Source organism: uncultured Acetobacteroides sp., from assembly GCF_963667355.2.
GTDB lineage: Bacteria > Bacteroidota > Bacteroidia > Bacteroidales > ZOR0009 > Acetobacteroides.
In genome coordinates this window covers 2,128,428-2,148,909 of record NZ_OY763328.2, presented here as the reverse complement: position 1 = coordinate 2,148,909, position 20,482 = coordinate 2,128,428, and the positions used below count along the sequence as shown (strand labels likewise).

At 34.3% G+C, this 20,482-nt stretch carries 16 protein-coding genes and 2 pseudogenes; 15 read left to right on the top strand and 3 right to left on the bottom strand.

Features of this window, described 5'->3' with window-relative positions; translation table 11 throughout:
- The first annotated feature begins 91 nt into the window (after positions 1 to 91).
- The 11 genes and pseudogenes from ACHZA1_RS08865 to ACHZA1_RS08815 all read left to right on the top strand — a co-directional run bounded on the left by ACHZA1_RS08865 (position 92) and on the right by ACHZA1_RS08815 (position 11,425).
- Entirely contained in the window at positions 92 to 1,615 is a 1,524-nt protein-coding gene (locus ACHZA1_RS08865) for an MATE family efflux transporter (protein WP_320054880.1), read from the top strand.
- 25 nt (positions 1,616 to 1,640) lie between these two features.
- Complete coding sequence (locus tag ACHZA1_RS08860; protein WP_320054879.1) at positions 1,641 to 2,651, top strand: hypothetical protein; 1,011 nt, start codon at positions 1,641 to 1,643, stop codon at positions 2,649 to 2,651.
- Positions 2,635 to 4,062, top strand: a complete 1,428-nt coding sequence (locus tag ACHZA1_RS08855; RefSeq protein ID WP_320054878.1) for an O-antigen ligase family protein — start codon at positions 2,635 to 2,637, stop codon at positions 4,060 to 4,062. The genes ACHZA1_RS08860 and ACHZA1_RS08855 overlap by 17 nt, the downstream gene beginning before the upstream one ends.
- Positions 4,040 to 4,936, top strand: a complete 897-nt coding sequence (locus ACHZA1_RS08850) for a glycosyltransferase family 2 protein (RefSeq protein WP_320054877.1) — start codon at positions 4,040 to 4,042, stop codon at positions 4,934 to 4,936. The genes ACHZA1_RS08855 and ACHZA1_RS08850 overlap by 23 nt, the downstream gene beginning before the upstream one ends.
- The gene (locus ACHZA1_RS08845; RefSeq protein WP_320054876.1) at positions 4,933 to 6,087 is read left to right on the top strand and encodes a glycosyltransferase; all 1,155 of its coding nucleotides are present in this window, start codon (positions 4,933 to 4,935) and stop codon (positions 6,085 to 6,087) included. Before ACHZA1_RS08850 ends, ACHZA1_RS08845 begins: the two co-directional genes overlap by 4 nt.
- A 32-nt stretch (positions 6,088 to 6,119) precedes the next feature.
- A complete protein-coding gene (locus ACHZA1_RS08840) occupies positions 6,120 to 7,232 on the top strand; it encodes a glycosyltransferase (RefSeq protein ID WP_320054875.1) in 1,113 nt (370 codons plus the stop codon).
- A 34-nt stretch (positions 7,233 to 7,266) separates the two neighbouring features.
- Positions 7,267 to 7,722 (top strand): adenylyltransferase/cytidyltransferase family protein, encoded by a 456-nt coding sequence (locus ACHZA1_RS08835; RefSeq protein WP_320054874.1) that lies wholly within the window; start codon positions 7,267 to 7,269, stop codon positions 7,720 to 7,722.
- A gap of 1 nt (position 7,723) precedes the next feature.
- Entirely contained in the window at positions 7,724 to 8,449 is a 726-nt protein-coding gene (locus ACHZA1_RS08830) for an SDR family oxidoreductase (protein ID WP_320054873.1), read from the top strand.
- An 11-nt stretch (positions 8,450 to 8,460) separates the two neighbouring features.
- On the top strand, positions 8,461 to 9,576 hold the full coding sequence (locus ACHZA1_RS08825; protein ID WP_320054872.1) for a CDP-glycerol glycerophosphotransferase family protein: 1,116 nt from the start codon (positions 8,461 to 8,463) through the stop codon (positions 9,574 to 9,576).
- Positions 9,577 to 9,580: 4 nt separating this feature from the next.
- Positions 9,581 to 10,573, top strand: a pseudogene (locus ACHZA1_RS08820) (glycosyltransferase family 4 protein); the annotation flags it as partial.
- A 180-nt stretch (positions 10,574 to 10,753) separates the two neighbouring features.
- Positions 10,754 to 11,425 carry a WecB/TagA/CpsF family glycosyltransferase gene (locus tag ACHZA1_RS08815; RefSeq protein WP_320054901.1) on the top strand — a complete coding sequence of 224 codons (672 nt, stop codon included), beginning with the start codon at positions 10,754 to 10,756 and terminating at the stop codon, positions 11,423 to 11,425.
- Positions 11,426 to 12,257: 832 nt separating this feature from the next.
- On the opposite strand, the gene ACHZA1_RS08810 is transcribed toward ACHZA1_RS08815, so the two are convergent.
- The 3 genes and pseudogenes from ACHZA1_RS08810 to ACHZA1_RS08800 form a co-directional block, all read right to left on the bottom strand.
- A complete protein-coding gene (locus ACHZA1_RS08810) occupies positions 12,258 to 12,701 on the bottom strand; it encodes a DUF4469 domain-containing protein (protein WP_320054871.1) in 444 nt (147 codons plus the stop codon).
- Between the two features lie 21 nt (positions 12,702 to 12,722).
- A pseudogene (locus tag ACHZA1_RS08805) lies at positions 12,723 to 12,833 on the bottom strand (hypothetical protein); the annotation flags it as partial.
- A gap of 31 nt (positions 12,834 to 12,864) precedes the next feature.
- A complete protein-coding gene (locus ACHZA1_RS08800) occupies positions 12,865 to 13,044 on the bottom strand; it encodes a hypothetical protein (protein ID WP_320054870.1) in 180 nt (59 codons plus the stop codon).
- 1,513 nt (positions 13,045 to 14,557) lie between these two features.
- Here ACHZA1_RS08800 and ACHZA1_RS08795 point away from each other — a divergent pair.
- The 4 genes from ACHZA1_RS08795 to rpiB all read left to right on the top strand — a co-directional run bounded on the left by ACHZA1_RS08795 (position 14,558) and on the right by rpiB (position 19,865).
- A complete protein-coding gene (locus ACHZA1_RS08795; protein ID WP_320054869.1) occupies positions 14,558 to 15,385 on the top strand; it encodes a hypothetical protein in 828 nt (275 codons plus the stop codon).
- Positions 15,386 to 15,767: 382 nt separating this feature from the next.
- The gene (locus tag ACHZA1_RS08790) at positions 15,768 to 17,183 is read left to right on the top strand and encodes a sugar transferase (protein WP_320054868.1); all 1,416 of its coding nucleotides are present in this window, start codon (positions 15,768 to 15,770) and stop codon (positions 17,181 to 17,183) included.
- Between the two features lie 260 nt (positions 17,184 to 17,443).
- The gene (locus ACHZA1_RS08785; RefSeq protein WP_320054867.1) at positions 17,444 to 19,057 is read left to right on the top strand and encodes a capsule assembly Wzi family protein; all 1,614 of its coding nucleotides are present in this window, start codon (positions 17,444 to 17,446) and stop codon (positions 19,055 to 19,057) included.
- A 370-nt stretch (positions 19,058 to 19,427) separates the two neighbouring features.
- Complete coding sequence (rpiB, locus tag ACHZA1_RS08780) at positions 19,428 to 19,865, top strand: ribose 5-phosphate isomerase B (protein ID WP_320054866.1); 438 nt, start codon at positions 19,428 to 19,430, stop codon at positions 19,863 to 19,865.
- Positions 19,866 to 20,482: the final 617 nt, after the last annotated feature.

Genomic DNA, 20,482 nt, shown 5'->3' with positions numbered 1-20,482 from the left:
CTTTATCATTAATAGTATTTCCATCCTATTTGAGAAGAAAAAACTATAAAAGTTTTTATGTAAAAACGAATCCTTAAAAAGACAAACATTTTTGGAAACCAATAATAAAAAAATAGCCCAAAACACCATATTCCTCTATATACGGATGTTAATAACTATGGTCGTATCATTGTATACATCCCGTGTTGTTCTGAATACTTTAGGTGTGAATGATTTTGGTATATACAATGTGGTGGGTGGCGTTGTTGCCATGTTTGGTTTTATTACCAATACAATGGCATCTGCATCTCAAAGGTTTTTGGCATATGAAATCGGTCGCAAAGATGAAGAAAAATTACGTAAAACATTTAGCGTTACAGTAACTATATATCTTTTATTTGCCGTAACTATAATTATTCTAGCAGAAACTATTGGATTATGGTTTATTTACAATAAGTTAAATTTACCTGCTGAGCGATTTATTGCTGCTATATGGGTCTATCAATTTTCAATTCTAGCATTTATTGTTTCTATTTTAAGGATACCCTACAATGCAGCAATTATTGCGCACGAGAAAATGGGCTTTTATGCTTGGAACAGTATAGTGGAGGTGTGCTTGAAACTTCTAATTGTATTAATGTTGGTATGGCTTAGTTACGATAAACTTATGCTATATAGTGTTCTTACATTTTTGGTGGTATTAATTATTACTATCATCTACATCGTATATTCAAATGCTACATTTACATCCTGCAAATATAAATTTCAATGGGATAAAAATCTATTTCAAACTATGTTTAATTTTGCTGGTTGGACATTGTTTGACAGCCTTGCAAATATAGGTATGAATCAAGGAGTTAATATTCTTTTAAATATTTTTTTTGGCCCTACCATTAACGCAGCGCGAGGAATTGCATATCAGATAAGCTCACAAGTAGCATCATTTGTTTATGGTTTTCAGATGGCTACCTCACCTCAACTAGTTAAGTATTATGCATCTAATCAGAAAGATAAGTTCAAAAAGTTATATTATAGAAGTTCCAAACTCTCGTATTTTCTTCTTTTTTTTATAACATTACCAGTCTTATTTGAAATGGATTTGCTATTAAAATGGTGGTTGAAGAATGTGCCTGACTATACAACCCTTTTTGCTAGACTAGTTTTAATTTCTATACTTATTGATTGCTGTTCTGGAACTTCTAATGATGTTGCCAAAGCAACAGGCAAAGTTAAATATTATAACATGTTTACAGGTATTATAATGTTCTTAAATCTTCCCGTATCCTTTTTATTTTTGCAATATAGATTTGAAGCACAGTCAACGATGATTATTGCTATGTTTTTTAGTACAATAGCATTTTTTTTTCGTTTAATCTTATTAAGAAGTATTATAGGATTTAGTGTTTTAGAATATTTAAATTTTGTTGTAAGAAAAATTTTGTTGGTTTCCATTTTTGCAACTATACTTCCTTTATTTATATATTATAACATACATCAAAATATATTTGCTCTTTTTATTATATTCATTACATGTATGATTACAACCTCTTTATCTATTTATTTTATTGGTATAGATGCTTATGAAAGACTAACACTACAGGAGTATCTAAAAAAAATTAAACACAAATATTTTTAATTGCAAGCAATTAACTTTAATTGACATGAATATTAGTGTGTTTTTCCTAAAAAGTTTACGCAAGTTATACTCTATTTACCAGCAGAAAATTAGATGGACCAAAATAGAAATATTCAAAATAAAATTTGATCAGTATGAAGATCAACTATTTGAAGGGCATGTAGAAATGTTTGATCAGGAGGCTAATGATTACTGTAGTAAACTTTTGGCAACTGGGGCACCATGCATGATTTCAAAATTCGGGACTATAGAACTCTCTGCTTTAATACAGTATAAAAGTTTACAGCAATCGGGGTTTAGCTTTAGTGAGTATATTCAATATATAAAAAAAAAACGACCCACTTTATGGTGGAACGAAGGTGTTGATGCATTATGTAGTAATGCAGGCTTTTTCCCTAATGACCCCAAATTATTAGAGCAATTTTTTTATATAAATATTGCGGCGATGGAGCGTATTGATGTTCTTGGATCATATCTCGAAAGTGAAGATTTTTTTAAAGAAGAATTAAAACAAACTAGGAAAATAAATATTGATGGCTATTATGCCCCCTTCTATTTTAAGAACCCATGGACAAAAGTATTGAAAGGCAAGCGTGTTCTAGTCATTCACCCATTTGAAAAATCAATTCAAAGACAGTACCAACGAAAAGAGTTAATATGGCAAGATAAAGATCTACTGCCAGTTTTTGAATTAATAACAATAAAAGCAGAACAAACTATATTGGGGCAACCTTGCGAATATGCGAACTGGTTTGAAGCACTTGAATCGATGAAGAAAAAAATGCAAGTAATTGATTTTGATATAGCCTTGATAGGAGCGGGTGCTTACGGTATGCCACTGGCAGCTTATGCGAAAGAACTGGGAAAACAGGCTGTACATTTAGCTGGTTGGACACAAGTTTTGTTCGGTATTAAAGGTAAACGCTGGATTGATATGCCTTCGGTAGAAAAATATATGAATGAGTACTGGGTCAATCCTCTTCCCGAAGAAGTTCCACAAAATTTTAAAAAAGTGGAAAATGGGTGTTATTGGTAACGTAAGCATAGTAAATAAAAAGAATACAGTTACAATAGCAATAGTTGCTGTAATTCTAATATTTTCATTTGTGCCATGGATGTTTTATACGAATTTGCCAGTTCTATCTATAATTATTGGAATTGTTGCAGTTTGGATGGCATATAATAAAAAAATTGGCTATTCATTCATTTTTATAGCATTATCATTTACAATACCATATAGCCCAAGTCTTGAAAAAGATATAATAGCCGATTATATTTGGTGGCCGATAAATGCAATTAGAGAAAGTATATTTTTAATATTTATTCTTTATTATGTTATCAGAAAAATGTATGCTAAACTAATAACAAAACATTTGCTTATTATACTGTCTTCTTTATTAATATTAAGTTTTTTATATTCTATATATAATAATAGTAACTTCCTTGAACTCATCAATTGGATTAATACTGCATTTTATTTTATTCTATTTTATTTTATTACATATAATGATCAAAGTTCTTTAAAGGATTTCCTGTTATTATTAGACATTCTATTTATTTGTACATCAATTTATACAATAATTGAATTTATATTTCAAATTAGCCCATATCAATCATTATACTCTCAATATATAACATTTGGTATAGAAGATGAAATTGGAAGAGCAAAAGGATTATTAGGACACCCCTTAGTTTTAAGTTCTTTAGTTATAATCTATCAAGTCACATTATATATCAGATTAATGCTATTCAAAGAATTTAAAGCATTACTTTTTGCCTTGACATTAGTTATTGGGGTATTTACCACATCAAGAACAACTGTAGTTATTATGGCGTTTTCATTTATTTATTATTTCATTGCAGCAGGCATCTATAAAAATCCAAAGAAAATTATCGTAATAATTTTTATAATTACAATAACTATTTTCGCAGCTTTAAATAGTTTACAATACTACATCAATAATAATTTGAATAGAATTGAAACAAGTTCATCAGAACATAGGATGGCTGGATATACTAGTGTAGCTAATTTTTCAGCAGATCATATATTAGGCGTTGGTTATACAGACTTAACTAAAAAAATTAAAGTAGAAGGATATGCAAGCAAGGGATTAATAGATGGCTTTGGGACACTAGATAATTTCTTTTTAACACAAATTGCTGCCTATGGTATTTTCTCAATAATTGTTTTTGCATTTTATTTCTATTTATTTTTCAAATCCTACCATTATAGGAAAAAAAACAAGATGCTGTTTAGATCAGCCTTTATGCTTTTTCTTACATGGTGTCTCATAGGGCTTTCTTTCAATTTAGAGTCATATTTGTGTTTACTCCTCCTATTCTCTGGTCTTTATGCCAAATTAAATAAGCAATATTTGATAGAAAAAATTGAACATAAAGAATCTTTATTAAAGAATAATAATTATGCTATCAATCATTATTGTTAATTACAAAAACGAACTTAGATCTATAGAATATATTAAAAACGAACTTAGCAAGGTTTCTATGCCCCATATAGTAGTGGTTATAAACAATGCAGCGATGGATGATAGCAACAGGATATTATCGGAAGCATTAAATGCAGACCTTATAAGTGATATAGAACAGCCTATCAATAAAGATAAACGATGCTTTGTCGTAGCACATCCAGATAATCTGGGTTTTGCAAAAGGGAATAATCTAGGAGTAGAGTTTTCGGTTAAGCATTTTGATGTAGACTATTTTTTATTTAGTAATAATGACATTAGTTTTGTAAATAGTGATGTAGTAGAACAGTTGGTAGCCAAAATTTCCAATTTATCCAATGTGGGATTAATTGGACCAAAAGTAATTGGATTGGATGGAAAAGATCAAAGTCCAGAACCATATATGCCTTTTTGGAAAAAATATATATGGATGTATTGGTTAACACCATTTCTATCAAAGAAAATCAAAACTAAATTATTTAAACTTGACTACTCTGAAAAAGCAAAAGAAGGTATTCATTACAAAATTATGGGATCATTCTTCTTAGCCAAAAAGAATGATTTTATAAAGTGTGGTATGATGGATCCGAATACATTTCTTTATGCTGAAGAATTAATCTTATCAGAAAGACTATCCAATATTGGAAAATTTGCCTATTATTACCCTGAAGTAACAATTATTCACGAACATGGTAAAACTACTTCTCAACATTATAACACTATTCAAACAAGTCTAAAAAAATATGAAAGTGAAAATTACTATTATCGTAAATATAAAAATATTTCTTTATTAAGCATTTTCTTAGCAGGCATTTCTTTAAAATTTTATCTAAAACTAAAAGGTCTTCAAAAATGAAAATCCTATATATTTCGAACAATTATCTAAACGGCAATAGTGGAGGTAATTATGCAACTAGAGCTTTTGTCAATGCATTTGCAGAAATTGCAGATGAAATTCTATTACTTTATCCTGATAAAGGGCAAGATATAAAAAAATATGTGAATAATAAAATTAAATATAAAGGCGTTTCAAACAACAAAAATAATATAGAAAAATTATTTGATATATATATTGGCAAAATAAATAGATATACAAATGTAGTTATCACGGAAATTAAAAAATTTGATCCTGATATTGTTGTTTTTGATGGTAGCCGTAATTCTGCTGGACTGATAAAAAAAATCAATAAAAAAATAATAACAATTCATCACAACTATGAAATTGAGTATTACAAAGACACTCCTCCATCGATTTTATGGAGAATTCCATTTATGTATTATATAAAAAAAGCAGAAAAAAATGCAGTTCAATTAAGTGATGTAAATTTAACGCTTACCAATCAAGATATTAAACTATTAAAAATGCATTATGATCATAATAATACAGTTAAATTTAAAAAAGTTGGTTGTTTTGAATGTGAAAAAAAGAATATCGTTCCAAATTTCCTAGAAAAGGAACAAGACAATAATTCTCTAGTTTTTGCAATAACAGGATCGCTTTGTGATATTCAAACAGTAAATCCAATTATTCAATTTATATACAACTACTATCCTATAATATTAAAAAAACACCCAAATAGTAAACTTATAATTTCAGGAAAAAATCCTTCAAATAAAATAATTAAATCTTGTTCTAAATTTCCTGATTCAATTATTCTAATTCCAAACCCAGATAACATGCAAGAAGTAATTCACCAAGCCGATATATACATATGTCCTATTAATCTTGGTGGAGGATTAAAATTACGTATAATGGATGGTTTAAAAGCAGGTCTGCCTGTATTATCTCACGTTGTTTCTTCAAGAGGTTATGATGATTTTCAAAATGTTGGATATTTATTCGTCTATGAAAATAAAAAAACTTTTACTGAAATGCTAGAACAACTCTTATTAGAAAGAGAAAAAGGTAAATTAGATAAAATGAAAATAAAAAATCATTATTCAACACTATTCTCTTTTGAATCAGGAGTAAAAAGATTAAGACACATCTTGTCAAATGATTTATAATAACAAATAATTCATAATACATTGTCACTCATATGAATAAAAGAAAGATTATTGTATTCCACCCTGCTTTAGCACCTTATAGAATTGATTTTTTTAATGATTTATATAAAGAATTTGATGCTGAAATATTTTTTTTAAAAAACAACTTACATTCTCAAAAATTTGATTCCAATAAATTATTATGCCAACTAAATTTTAAACCAAAATATATTACAACTGGCTTTGAATTAAAACACAAAAACCGAATAATTAGATTTGGTTATCTATACAAAATAATTAAATTCAAACCAAAAATAATTCTATGTTGGGAATTCAATCCTATAACAATTATAATCTTATTATTTGCTAAATTATTTTTGTGTAATACAAAAGTATACACAATGTGTGATGATAGCCTTGATGTTGCAATTAATTGTTCCACATTTCGATCGTTAGCACGTACCATTTGCATTAAATATTTAGATGGAATAATATTTGGTAATGACGCTGCAAAAAATTGGTATATTACAAATTACAACAATATACGCGCTGTTGTTTTCCCAATTATACAAAAAGAAGAACGTATTTTTGAAATTATAAAAAACACAGATTATACTTCTAATGTATACATAAACAAATTTGATTTAAAAGACAAAGATGTATTGTTATTCGTAGGACGTTTGGTTGATGTTAAAAATTTGAATTTTCTAATTGAAGTATTTTCAGATTATGTTTTATTGAACAAAAATGCTAGACTAATATTAGTAGGCGATGGTGATAAAAAAAATGAACTTAAAAATTTAGTGCTAAATTTAAATATACAAGATTATGTTTTATTTACTGGCCGATATGAAAATGAAGAACTATATGCATGGTACAAAATCGCTGATTATTTCATACTACCAAGTACATCTGAAACATTTGGAGCAGTTGTAAATGAAGCATTAATAGCAGGTTTACCTGTACTATGTTCAAATTTAGCTGGTGCATCATGCTTAATAACATCAGATAATGGAATTTGTTTTGATCCATTCAACAAAAAAGATTTATTGAATATATTTAAATACAATATAAAAAAAAGAAATAAATTAACCGTAAACAACAGCAAAATGCCATATAGTTATCATGAAAAAATTACAGAGTTAATCTGCTTTTTAAAAGAATAAAATTTCACACTTACTTTTTACTAAAAGTGCAATTATGAAAAATAAAAGATTCATTGTATATACCTCAGGTACATTTGATATGTTTCATTCTAATCATTTAAAAATGATTAAGTACGCAAGAGGTTTAGCAGACATTTTAATTGTTGGTGTAAGCACTGATGAACTAGTGTGTACTTATAAAAATACACCTATAATTCCATTTGAAGAGAGGCTTTCAATTGTAGAAGCACTTAAATATCCAGATTTAGTTATTCCTCAAAATACATTAGACCATACAGAATTAGTAAAAAACTTAAATATTGATGCGTTTGTAGTTGGAGATGATTGGAAAGGTAAATACGACTACCTTAGGGATATAGGTATTTTAGTGTATTATTTCCCATATGGTAATGGAATTTCTTCAACTTCTTTAAAAGAAAGTATATATAAAAAATATGAGGAATTAAAATATAAAGCAGATAAACACGATAACCCTAAAGTAGTCTTTTAGTATGAAATATGCACTAATAACAGGTGGCACTAAAGGTATTGGAAAAGCAATCGGTAAAAGCCTGTTAAAAAAAGGTTATTCAGTAATACTTAATTATTCAACGGATGATAACACTGCCCGACAAGTTTTAAACGATCTTTCTCTGAAATATCCTGAACGTATTAGTATTATAAAAACTGATCTAAGTTCTATCGATAACGTTAATAACTTTTGTATCAAAGTAACAAGTATTACTTCTAAACTTGATGTTTTAATCTTAAATACAGGTATTACAGATCGTTCTAATTTTTTAGAAATTAAAGAAGAACAATGGGAAAAAGTAATTAATACAAATGTTTCCATTCCATTCTTTTTAATCCAAAGACTTTACAGAATAATACCAACAAATGGTTCAATAATTTTTACTGGTTCCTTAATGGGAATTTATCCTCACTCATTTTCCATATCCTACGGAGTAACAAAAGCTGCTGTTCATGCTCTTGTGAAAAATCTAGTTAAATTTCTAAGCCCGTATCAGATAAGAGTTAATGCTGTTGCTCCTGGTTTTATAGATACTGAATGGCAACAAGAAAAATCACATGAATTAAGGAATAAAATTGAACATAAGATTAGTTTAAAAAGATTTGGTCAACCAATAGAAGTTGCAAATGCTTGCCTATTCTTAATCCAGAATAATTATGTAAATGGGGAGATACTAGTTGTTGATGGTGGTTATAATTTTGTTTAAAAAATGAAAATATGAAAAAAGCCATTTCTAAAATACTTTATTATATTACGAAGTTAACGCCTAAATTTGATTGGATAATTATACAAACATATCCTATATGGGAAGATAATGGTGTAGCTGTATATGAATACTATAAAAATACTCATAAGATTATTTGGCTTATACCAGACAAATTAGAGTTTATACCTTTTCAAATAAATAAAAATACCATTTTCCTAAAGCGTAATTCAATAAGAGCAATATTTTATTATATCTTTTCACGTTATGTATTTATGACACATGGTTTATATTTTCGCAAATTCCCGAAAAATCAAATATCAGTAAATCTATGGCACGGTATGCCCTTGAAACGTATAGGTGTTGAAAAAGGAAAATCTCAATTAATTACTAACTATACATTATCAACATCTGTATATTTTAATCAGATATTAGCTGAAGCATTTAAAATTTCGCAGAATTCAATTCTACCTATTGGTTTACCTCGTAATGTAAGGCTCTTCACAAATAGAGAGGAAACACTTGAAAAACTCAAGGTTTCTTCAACAACAAAAATTATATTCTGGTTACCTACTTACCGTAAAAGTGTTGAAGGCGATGTTCGTATCGATGGTATTGATTTTGGTAACGTATTCAATATGCCTAATTTTGATACCAAACAATTTTGTATATTACTCAAAGAATTAGATATCATTTGTTATGTTAAGCCTCATCCTATGTCAGTTTTTCATGATATTTATGATAATGAAAGACTTAAAATTATCAATGACACATGGTTATATAAAAAAAAGTTAACTCTTTACGAAGCATTATCCGTTTGTGATATATTAATTACAGATATTTCATCTGTTTTAGTAGATTTTTTACTCGTTAACAAGCCAATAATATTTGCATTCCCAGATAAAGAAGCTTATATTAAAAGTAGAGGTCTTGCTACTGATAGTTTTTTAAAAAATTTGCCAGGTCCATTTTGCATTAATCAATTTGAAATAACCAAACAATTAACAGAAATTTGTAATAAACAAGATAATTATTTAATCCAACGTGAAAAATTAAAACTGATATATCATGAAAATGAAAATTATTTAGAATGTATAGACAATTTGAATACTATACTTAGTATAAAATAATTAAATGAAAATGAAAAATAAAATACTATTCATCCTCCATCTTCCACCTCCTGTACATGGTGCAGCTATGGTAGGTGAATACATTAAGGATAGCATTGAAGTAAACAGTAAATTTGATTGTACCTATATCAACCTATCAACATCAAAAACCGTAGATGATATAGGTAAATCCTCCTTTTCAAAGTACTTTACGTTTTTAAGGCTTTACATAAATGTACTAATAAGGATTTTTCATAATAGATTCGATCTTTGTTATATAACTATAAACTCTAAAGGTTCTGGCTTTTACAAGGAAATGGTAATTGTGGCAATTGTAAAACTCTTTAGAATACCAATTGTATACCACTACCATAACAAAGGTATAGCAGAAAATTGCAATAGTTGGCTTAAAAAAATGCTATACCGTTTTCAATTAAGCAAATCTCGAACTATTCTTTTATCTTCGCAATTGTATAGTGATATTGAGAATTTTTTACCCATAGATAGGCTATATTACTGCCCCAATGGTACTCCTTTAGTTAACCAAACTGACATTACTATCCAAAAAAATAGAAACAAAGAGGCAAATATTTTGTTCCTTTCAAATATGATGGTAAGCAAAGGGGTATATGTATTTTTGGAAGCCTGCAAAATACTATTAGCAAAAGGTGTTGTATTCAAAGCAAACTTTGTTGGTTCTTGGGGTGACATTAAACAATTAGATTTTAATTCTTATATTACTGATAATAAATTAAGTGAAGTAGTATCCTACTTAGGAGTGAAATACGATAATGATAAAAAGGAGGTTTTAAAAGAATCTAATATTTTCGTTTCCCCTACATGTAATGATTGCTTTCCATTAGTATTGTTAGAGGCTATGCAATATCGTCTGCCTATAGTTACCACTAACGAAGGAGCAATACCCGAAATAGTTGAAGATGGTGTTAATGGCTTTATTGTACCAAAAAAAGATGCCCAAACACTAGCCGATAAAATTAAATACTTAATTAGAAATCCTGAAATAGCCCAGCAAATGGGAGAAAGTGGATATAAAAAGTACGTGAATAACTATACGTTGGATATATTCGAAAAGAATTTTATTAGTACCATAAGTCAGGTTATTGCTGACTTTAAAAAGGAGAAAAGAAAAGTGAAACAGAGGCTTAAGGATCTTCCACTATTCATACTTTCCTTAGGTATGCTTCCTAAGGATAAATGCTTAGTAAATACCATTAATGCCCACTCTTTTAATACCCTTCAAAAGGATTTTGATTTTTATGAATCACTACAAAAGAGCACCATACTACTACCCGATGGCATAAGCATAGTATTAGCCATAAGACTCCTAACCGGAAAAAAGATTGGTAAGATTGCCGGAGAAGATCTCTTTAAGTGGGAAATGGAGCGAATGGAGCAGGAGAGGGGTAAAGTCTTCTTTTTGGGTAGCAGCGAGGCTACGCTGGCAAAGATTGTAGAAAGAACTAAAAGGGAGTACCCGAATGTAATGGTTGCCACATACTCGCCACCCTATAAGCCCGAGTTTACAGCCGAAGACAACCAGCAAATGATTGAGGCTGTAAATGCATTTAAACCGGATGTGCTCCTTATAGGTATGACAGCCCCAAAGCAGGAGAAGTGGGCTGCAGCGCATTTCGAGCAACTAATGGCAACACATGTATGCTCTATAGGTGCAGTATTCGATTTCTATGCAGGTACGGTAAAGCGTGCTCCACGCTGGATGATTGCTATAGGAATGGAGTGGTTTTACAGGCTGGTACGTGAGCCTAGAAGGATGTGGAGGAGATACCTTATTGGAAATGCACTATTTATATATTACATAATATGTGAAAAATTAAAGATGAAAGGATGAAAGATTTTCATTCCACTAATTTTCTCAAATTACGCGAATTACCCTTTGTGATTAAAGAAGGATGAAAAATGAAAGAGTGAGAAATTCTTGTCAACCTTAACGATTAACCACTAACGACTCCCACCCACCCCGTTCACTCGATCACTTATTCCCGCATCACCCGTCACAGTTCACACTTCACGACTCCCAATCACCTGCCCAATCATTCACTCGATCACTGGATCACCCGTTCACTATTAACCCCTCCAACTAACGACTAACGGCAACCCCCTCCCTTGATCACAAGTTCCCTGTTCCCTCCTCCCGGCGAACCCTTCACGCTTCACTCATCACATCTCACGCATCACTTCTCCTTCCTCACTTTTTAAAACTACAGCAGTTCCAACCCCGTATTACCACGAGTTTAAGGTCGGTATCACCCGAGTAACAGGCAATCATTACTGCTGTTTGGGGGCGGTATCATCGTAATATCAGGCTCAAATCACTACGTTTTTAGAGTCGAAATCATATACTGTTTGAAGGTGATTTCATAGTGAATTCGGGGTTAGTTTCATATACTGTTTAAAGTTGAACTCATAATGATATCGGGTTCGAATTCATAGTGAAAACGGGAAAGGATAAAAAGATGAAAAGATGAAAAGATGAAAGGATGAAAGGATGAAAAATGAAAATGAAAATGAAAATGAAAAATTTCGGCCCACGCTTCATTCGTCACCCATACGATTAACCACTCCCGATTACCGACTCCCAGCTCACTCGTTCTCTCGATCTCAAGTTGCCTTGTTCACGGGTCTCTCATTACGCTTCACAGTTCACGCTCCCCGACTAACAACTAATTCTGTTTTAATAAAGAAAAGAGAATGCCCCAGCCGAGGCCAGGGCATTCGATAGGAAAAAGGAAGGCTATACGATCGTAAACGTCTTTTTGAAGGCACTCTTTCTGATCTCCTTGTCGGAGCAGTAGGCCTTGCGCACCTGTGCTAACGTATTCGCCCTTCGTTAGCACAGGTAGGGTGAACATCAGCTCAGCATTGGTGATTTTTCCAAAATGCTGCACCTTCACCTCCGATCCGCTCTCGATGTTTACTAAGAAAAGCCCCTCATCTGTTTTAGTAGAATCTAACTTTAGCTCGTTGCCAATAAGCTTGTCAATAAATCCGGCATTATATTCGGTTGAGTTTCCAGTAAAACAGTTTACGAACTGCTTAAGTACAGGAGCTCTTTCCACCGAATCGTATCGACTAACCTGCAGATTAGTGATGCTACTGTTGAGCATTTCGCCGGGGGTAACCTTAACATTAACAGCATGTCTGGTTGAATCAAAGTTGTCAATTGGACTGTTGAATCTACCCGATATGGAAGGCTTAATGTTGACAATAGGTAATTGAACACTGCATCCGCTAGACACCTTGTCGATACCACAAAGAAGAGAATTTCCATTACCGCCTTGATGTCGGCAATGGTAGCAGACTATTATACTTCTGCATTTCGGCCGCAATACGGTTTACATCGTAAACATCGGTTGCACTTACTTTGGCCATGTACGCCTCCGAACCCTTAATCAGCGGGTTTTGTAATAGGTAGTACCAAAGAGTTCCTGTTACTTTTTGTCTAGCCATTTTCTAATTTTTTGGCATAACATTCAAAACTAACTTGCGTATTTCGAACCTTTTGGTACTTGTTACGGGTTAACAAAGTACAGAAGGTTAGCGTTGTGATAGGATAGGAGCATGTGAATTGATAGTTCGGCTCCTAAACGTATAGAGCATCTCGCTACAGTGTAGCATCTTTTTTAGGCCATTAACAGGCGATGTTGGCGCATCGGCTGTTGGTGGCTTTTTTTATGCAGCACATGGTGTCGCATAAAATGGTTGCGTATTAATCACCTATAGCATACAAAATCCATTAAGGTTTAACATTATGGGGGTTGGTACACCACAGAGCATACCACGCCCTACGCCTTTATCTTCTTTGTTGATTATTACAAGGACTCTTCGCCCTTTCTTCTTCCCGGTGGTAAATTACTTGTTCGGGATCTTTGAATAGCTGTTTAAGCTATAATCTTAATCTTAGTTTCAAACTCTGTAAACGACAGCCTCTTCAGCCTTCCTTGAGTATTCACATAACAAATATCGAATATTTTTTTAATAGTATCAAAATTTATGGTAAAATATTTTTATTCCAAGAATTATCACAAATTTCACAAATTACGCTTTGTCGCTGAAATAATAGTATCAAGTATAACGACACGAAGAAAGACAGGAAAAATGAAAGGATGAAAACATGAAAAAATTAGGCTCCAACTTCATTAGTCACATATAACGCACCACGCTTCACAATAGCCTCAGTGTCATATGTATCTTAGCGTTGAAAGAAAAATTACGTAAAGTTCGTGACAAAAAACTCGTAATATTAAAGTTAACTCACCACACATCATGGTTCGGGACTCTTGACTCTATGATTCTCGACTCCCTCCGTGTACCTATGTGCCTCATCGACTCTGCGTTGGAAAATGAAAGAATGAAAAATTCTTGTCTCTCATTACGACTCTCGACTAACGACTAACGGCAACCTCCTCCCAAGATCACTCACTCACCCATAACGATTAACCTCTCCCGACTAACGACACCTAGCTCCTGCCTCCCTCAATCACTCATTCACAGGATCATTCGTTCACTATTTCCTACTTCATCCGTATTTATCTGTTTCTCAATACCTCCGTATTGAGAAAACTACAAACATTCGTATTTAAAATATTCGTATATTTGTACTGAATTCTTTAATTCAGAAGTATATGGATAAGCCGTTTGTTTTTGGAGTTGCTGCAGCTGACGGAAACTTTACGGATAGACAAGACGAAGCAAAAAGATTGTTGGCCAACTTTTGAGCGGCGTAAATACGGTGCTGATATCCCCCCCGACGTTGGGGAAAACCTCGTTAGTTCGAAAAGTTGGGAAGATGACCGAGGAAAAAGGTGTAAAAGTGATGTTTTTGGATGTCTTTTCGCATCGGACCGAGGCTGAATTCTACAATGGCTTTGCAACTGCAGTAATTAAGCAAACCTCATCTAAATAGGAGGAATGGGTCGAGAACACAAAAAGTTTTCTATCGCGCGTACAACCTACTATTTCTATGGGAACCTATCCTAATATAGATTTCTCTGTAGGGCTAGTGCTAGATGAAAAGCGCGAATCAGTGGAGAAAATTCTATCGCTACCGGAGAAAATTGCTTTAAAGAAGGGGGTACAAATAGTTGTTTGTATTGATGAGTTCCAGCAGGTGATGGATTTTGAAGAACCTGTAACTTTTCAGAAAAAGTTAAGAAGCGTTTGGCAGCATCAGTCCGCAGTTTCCTACCGCCTTTTGGGGAGCAAAAAACATCTTATGAGCTTGCTATTTGAGAAAAGAAACCTGCCATTTTATAAATTCGGAGATGTGTTGTACTTGCCAAAGATAGGTACAGCTAACTGGGTGAATTATATAGTAGATAGGTTCGAGAGTAGCGGCAAAGAAATAGACGAGAGCTACGCTCAGTTGATCTGCGATATGGTTGATAATCATTCTTCGTATGTTCAGCAACTCTTCTGGTTGATATGGATGAGATCTGAAAATAGGGTTGACAATGAGAACTTTTGCTTAGGATTAGACGATTTGCTAAATCAGAATTCAATGCTTTTTCAGCGTGATATGGAATACCTGACAGGCTACCAACTAAACTTCCTAAGAGCGGTATGCGATGGCTTAAATTCGGAGTTTACTAAAAAGGATGTAATAGCTAAGTATAACTTCAGAACATCGGCAAATGTTACACGAATTAAGAAGGCTTTAGCTGATAAGGAGATTATTGATGTGATTTCCAAAAAGATAACCTTAGTAGATCCTGTTTTTAGTTTATGGTTTAAAAGAGAAATTCAGCATAAGCAAATATTACCTTTTAGTTTAACGAAAGATGAAAAATGAAAGATTCTGCCTTACGATTAACGACTTCTAACAAATTCTTCCCTCTATCACTTATTCACCCATCATGATTAACCACTCCCGACTAACAATAAACAACTAACGATTCTCGACTCCTACATCCCTCGATCACTCGTTCACAGGATCACTAGATCATTTGTTCTCCCTTCACATTTCACCAGCTTCATATCCTACCAGTTGGATATTTAACAATTTAAGCTTTTGAAGAATTAATTATGTTAGCTTACTTTAGCGGCGAAAATAAATGAAGGGAAAAGGGAATAGAGAGTAGTGTCTTTTGTAAGATCTAATATCCAACGTCTCAGATGACGTGCCTATCCACATTCTTTCATCTTTCATATTATACTAATACAATAGTTCTGGCATGTTGAATAAGAGGATGAAATTCATTAAGGTGAGCTTCATTATCATGGACACGGTACTCACCTTGGCAACCTTTAGGGTTGCGCTGGTGCTTCGTAACATGATAAAGGGAGATACCACCTCATTCGGTACCGCGTACTGGATAATGCTAGCAGGAGTAATGGTGCTATGGCCCATTTCCATAATGCTGTTCAACGTGTATGGTTTAACTAGTAATCATAAAAAAGAGAAGTTTGCACTTACAGCAATTCTTCCTAAGTTGATAGTAGCGGTATGCTTCGCCTTCCTGATCTGTACTACATCGCTTTACCTTATAAAAACTCAGGTAATTAGCCGCGCTTTTCTGATGGTATTTTTTGTTACCAATATAAGCGTACTGTTGGCAGCCAACTTTATTTACAAGATGTCGTTACGAAAGCTGCTAAGGCGTACCTCCTTTTACCGCAGAATAATTGTAGCAGGAAGTCCCGATAAGGTAAAGAAGCTGGTTAAGTACCTGAATAAAAATAATGAGCTATTTATCGACATTATTGGTACCGTACACCTAAACGGCTACGAAGACCTAAGCAGTAAGCCTAAGTTGGGCGATTTTGAGGATCTTCCCGAACTGATAATGAAGCACAATGCCGATGATGTGGTGGTAACCATTCCGTACGATCACCTTAAAGAGATAGAGCCGTACATACACCGTTGCGAGGCTATGGGTATTACCATTCACCTTGTAATGGATGTTTACGATATGAAGATTGCCAAGACTGGCATATCATCGATAGGCGTGATTCCTACTTTAACTTGGGCTAGTGTTAACCTAGATCCTTGGCAAATTGTAACAAAGCGCATAATTGACATGCTTGGAGGTTTAGTAGGACTAATTCTTACGGGAATACTTTCCATATTTATTGTTCCAGCAATACTCCTAGATTCTCCGGGCGGCGTATTTTTCCGACAGACTAGAGTAGGGAAGAACGGCAGAAACTTCAACATCTACAAGTTTCGAACCATGTGTAATAATGCCGAAGCTCTTAAAAAGAAGCTGATGGATAAGAACGAGATGGATGATATGATGTTCAAGATGAAGGATGATCCACGCGTTACCCGTGTTGGTAAGTTCCTCCGCAAAACCAGCCTCGATGAGCTTCCCCAGTTCTGGAATGTACTTATGGGCGATATGTCGCTGGTAGGAACGCGTCCGCCAACCCTCGATGAGGTAGATAAGTACGACCTTCACCACTGGCGCCGTTTAAGCGTTAAGCCTGGTATTTCGGGCATGTGGCAGGTATCGGGCCGTAACGAGATTACCGATTTTGAGGATGTGGTTAAACTTGATGTTCAGTATATCGACAGCTGGAGCATTTGGCTCGATTTCTCCATTATTTTCAAGACGATACATGCGATAGTTAAACGATCAGGAAGATAGAACACATATTTTACTGATAAAGCAGATTTTCACAGATATTGATTTTCCACTAAGATCTTCAATGAATTGCACAAATATCGCAATGAAAATGCCCCAGAGATTTTGTGAGAATATTTGTAATATGAGAGAGAGATTGAATACAGACGTTCCAAATAAACCTCTACGCCAAAATCAAAGAATATCCACCTTTGGAGGGGGTAGAGGAGGGCATTCTGCCGCAATAATTCAATTGTTTAGTTTTAATTCTATCGATTTTTTCCATGCGTAAATTCTCCCTACTAGCTGTTTTCATTTTTGTTAGCCTTATAGGTAGTTCCCAGTCTGTTACGGTAAACCATGGCAACACCGGCATTTACTCTTTTATCGACGAGCTATCCAACGACGGCATAATAGATGTGGTATCGGTTACCAAACCCTACTACCGAACCGATATTGCCAAATGGCTGCAGGAAGCCGATACAAAGAAGCAGCAGCTATCGCAACGACAGCAAAAGGAATTAGCCTTCTACCTTAAGGATTACGGCAAGGAACTACACGCTGATAGAAACTTTAAGCGTCGCCTAGATCTTCTTTACTACAAGGATACGCTGTTCTCGGCAACCATAAACCCAATATTAGGGCTCACAAAGGGCAAATATGGCGAACAAGATTACACCCATAGATACAACGGTATAGACGCCTTCGGGTATATAGGTAAGCATGTTGGCATTTGGGCCAGCTTTAGGGATAACTTCGAAAATGAACCGCTAACCAAACCAGCCTATCTAAACCAGGAACTTGGTAAGAACAATATGCATACCTCAGCAGGCTACGAGTACGACGAAATGCGCGGAGGCATATCATACGGTTGGAATTGGGGTAGCCTAGAACTAGCCAAAGATCAAATACAGTGGGGATCGGGTTATAATGGTACCAACATTCTTTCGGGTCGTACACCATCGTTTCCTTACGTAATGCTAACGCTATCGCCCGTAAAATGGTTTAAGTTTAAGTATTTCCATGGAACATTAGTTTCCGATGTGGTAGACAGCAGCAAATCCTATAGTATTTCAGGTGCAAAGTTCGATCGTGAGGTTTACCGAAACAAGTATATGGCAGCTAACATGTTTACCCTAATACCTACACGTTGGCTGGAATTCTCGTTCGGTAACTCAACTATTTATAGCGATAATGGGATACAACTAACCTACCTTATCCCATTTATGTTTTACAGATCGTCAGATAGATCTACCTCATCCAACAAGTCAAACGGTATAGATAACAACTCGCTGCTTTTCTTCAATTTGGAACTTAAACCCGTTAAGCACCTAAGCGTCTATTCATCGGTATTTATTGATGAGATAGGTATAAGCAGAATGTTTAGCAAAACCGAGAATACCAACGAGGTATCTGTAAAGGTGGGGGGTAATTTAACCAACTGGCCTGTAAACAATATACAGGCAACGGTTGAATATACAAGAACCAATCCCTTCAGCTACCGTCATTACGTTCAGGCTTGTACGTACGAATCGAACAGCTACCTTTTAGGTCATTACCTTGGCGATAATTCCGATGAAATCTACGCTGCTCTTACCGTAAAACCGCTCAGAACGCTTTACCTAAAGGCTACCTTCACCAAAGCAAGAAAAGGTAAGGTATATTCCGCCGACTTGATGAATAGTCCACAAAGAAGAGGTCTACCTTTTATGGATGAAGAACGATGGAAAAGCCAGGTTATCAAATTTGCGGCAACCTACCAACCCATCAACGACCTATACATCAACTTTGGGGTTGAAAGCAGCGACATTAGCGGAGCTGATGTAAATCTTTACACACCAAAATTCTTACAGGGCAAAACCACAACGGTGTATGGTGGTATAAATATCGGATTCTAGATAAGAACGCAGAAAGCACAGATTTTAAAGATAAGATTACCATAAAAAAAGGCATCCAAAATAGGATGCCCTTTTTATTTGCCATAGAGAGATTTAAAGTGATTGCAAACAGAGAATAGGGAATCGTAAGTGAGATGAGTGAGTTTGGGAATCTGTGATCGGGTGATGAAGTAATGCGAGAACCTTGGAATAGAATTCTTTCATCTTTCCATTTTTAAATCCCAGTTTTAGTACTTATTCTCTGTGATACTCTGTTCCTCGGTGCCCCCTGTGCTTAAGTCGTGTCTTCCTTCTAAAATCTAGCATCTCACTTCTATCATCTGATATAATCGCTACCTTTGCCATCAGAAAAAGCAAAAGACTCTACTCAATGGAAAAGAAGAAGTTGGGAATGGCTAGCGACCATGCAGGCTATTCGATGAAGGTTAAGATTAAGGAATACCTTGAATCGCTAGGCTACGAGATTGTTGACTTTGGCAACTACTCCGAAGCAAGCGCTGACTATGCAGACTTTGCCCATCCTTTAGCCAACGCTATTGAGAACGGCGAACTTGAACGCGGTATTGCCATGTGCGGCAGCGGAAATGGCATTAACATGACGCTAAACCACCATAAGGGTATCCGATCGGCTCTTTGCTGGATCCCCGAGATTGCCGCTCTTGCCAAGCAGCACAACGATGCTAACGTATGCACCCTTCCTGCTCGCTTTGTCACATTCGAGGAGGCTAAAGCCATTGTAGATGCCTACCTTAACGCCGAATTCGAAGGAGGAAGGCATCAGGCGCGTATTGATAAGATTCCATGCTAAGATAAGACACAAGATTCTTGTATCAAGATATTAGACTAGGCGCCATAGGCGCCTTTTTTTATTTTTTCATGCAAAAGTCAACATCTTTCGCCATGCTGCTGTTAATAACATTGCTATCAGCAGACTTAGCGAGAAAATTGAATCTGCAGAAAACAGTAAAACCAGTAAAATATGGATTCTGATGCCTGTTGATTTCTTTTTCTTGCACAATTCAAACTTCCTGAACTTCACAGTTATTAACAGCCACCAAAGCTAACACCCTTTTTGTTGATAGCTTATGAGCTTTGGTGAGCTAGTTTTTAAAACTATCTCTTGGAATAACCGTGAATCTTGATAAGCCAAAATAGGAATGTTAAATCAAAGCATTAGTTTTTACAAAAAGCTAGCCGTTATAAACAGCGTTAGCTAAGCTTTTGGAGGGCTTTCGAACCAACTTTTTACTAACTCTCTATGCTGTCAACAGCTGTTAATAAAGTTTGGAATTGGCTGTTTGTCAATCCTCACTTAGGGCTTTTAGCTGTTAATACATTGTTTTTAGCGTTTTAATTGTGATTTTTGCAAACGGATGTCATCCTAGTTATCAACAGAGCTAACAGGATAACATTTACATCATTCAT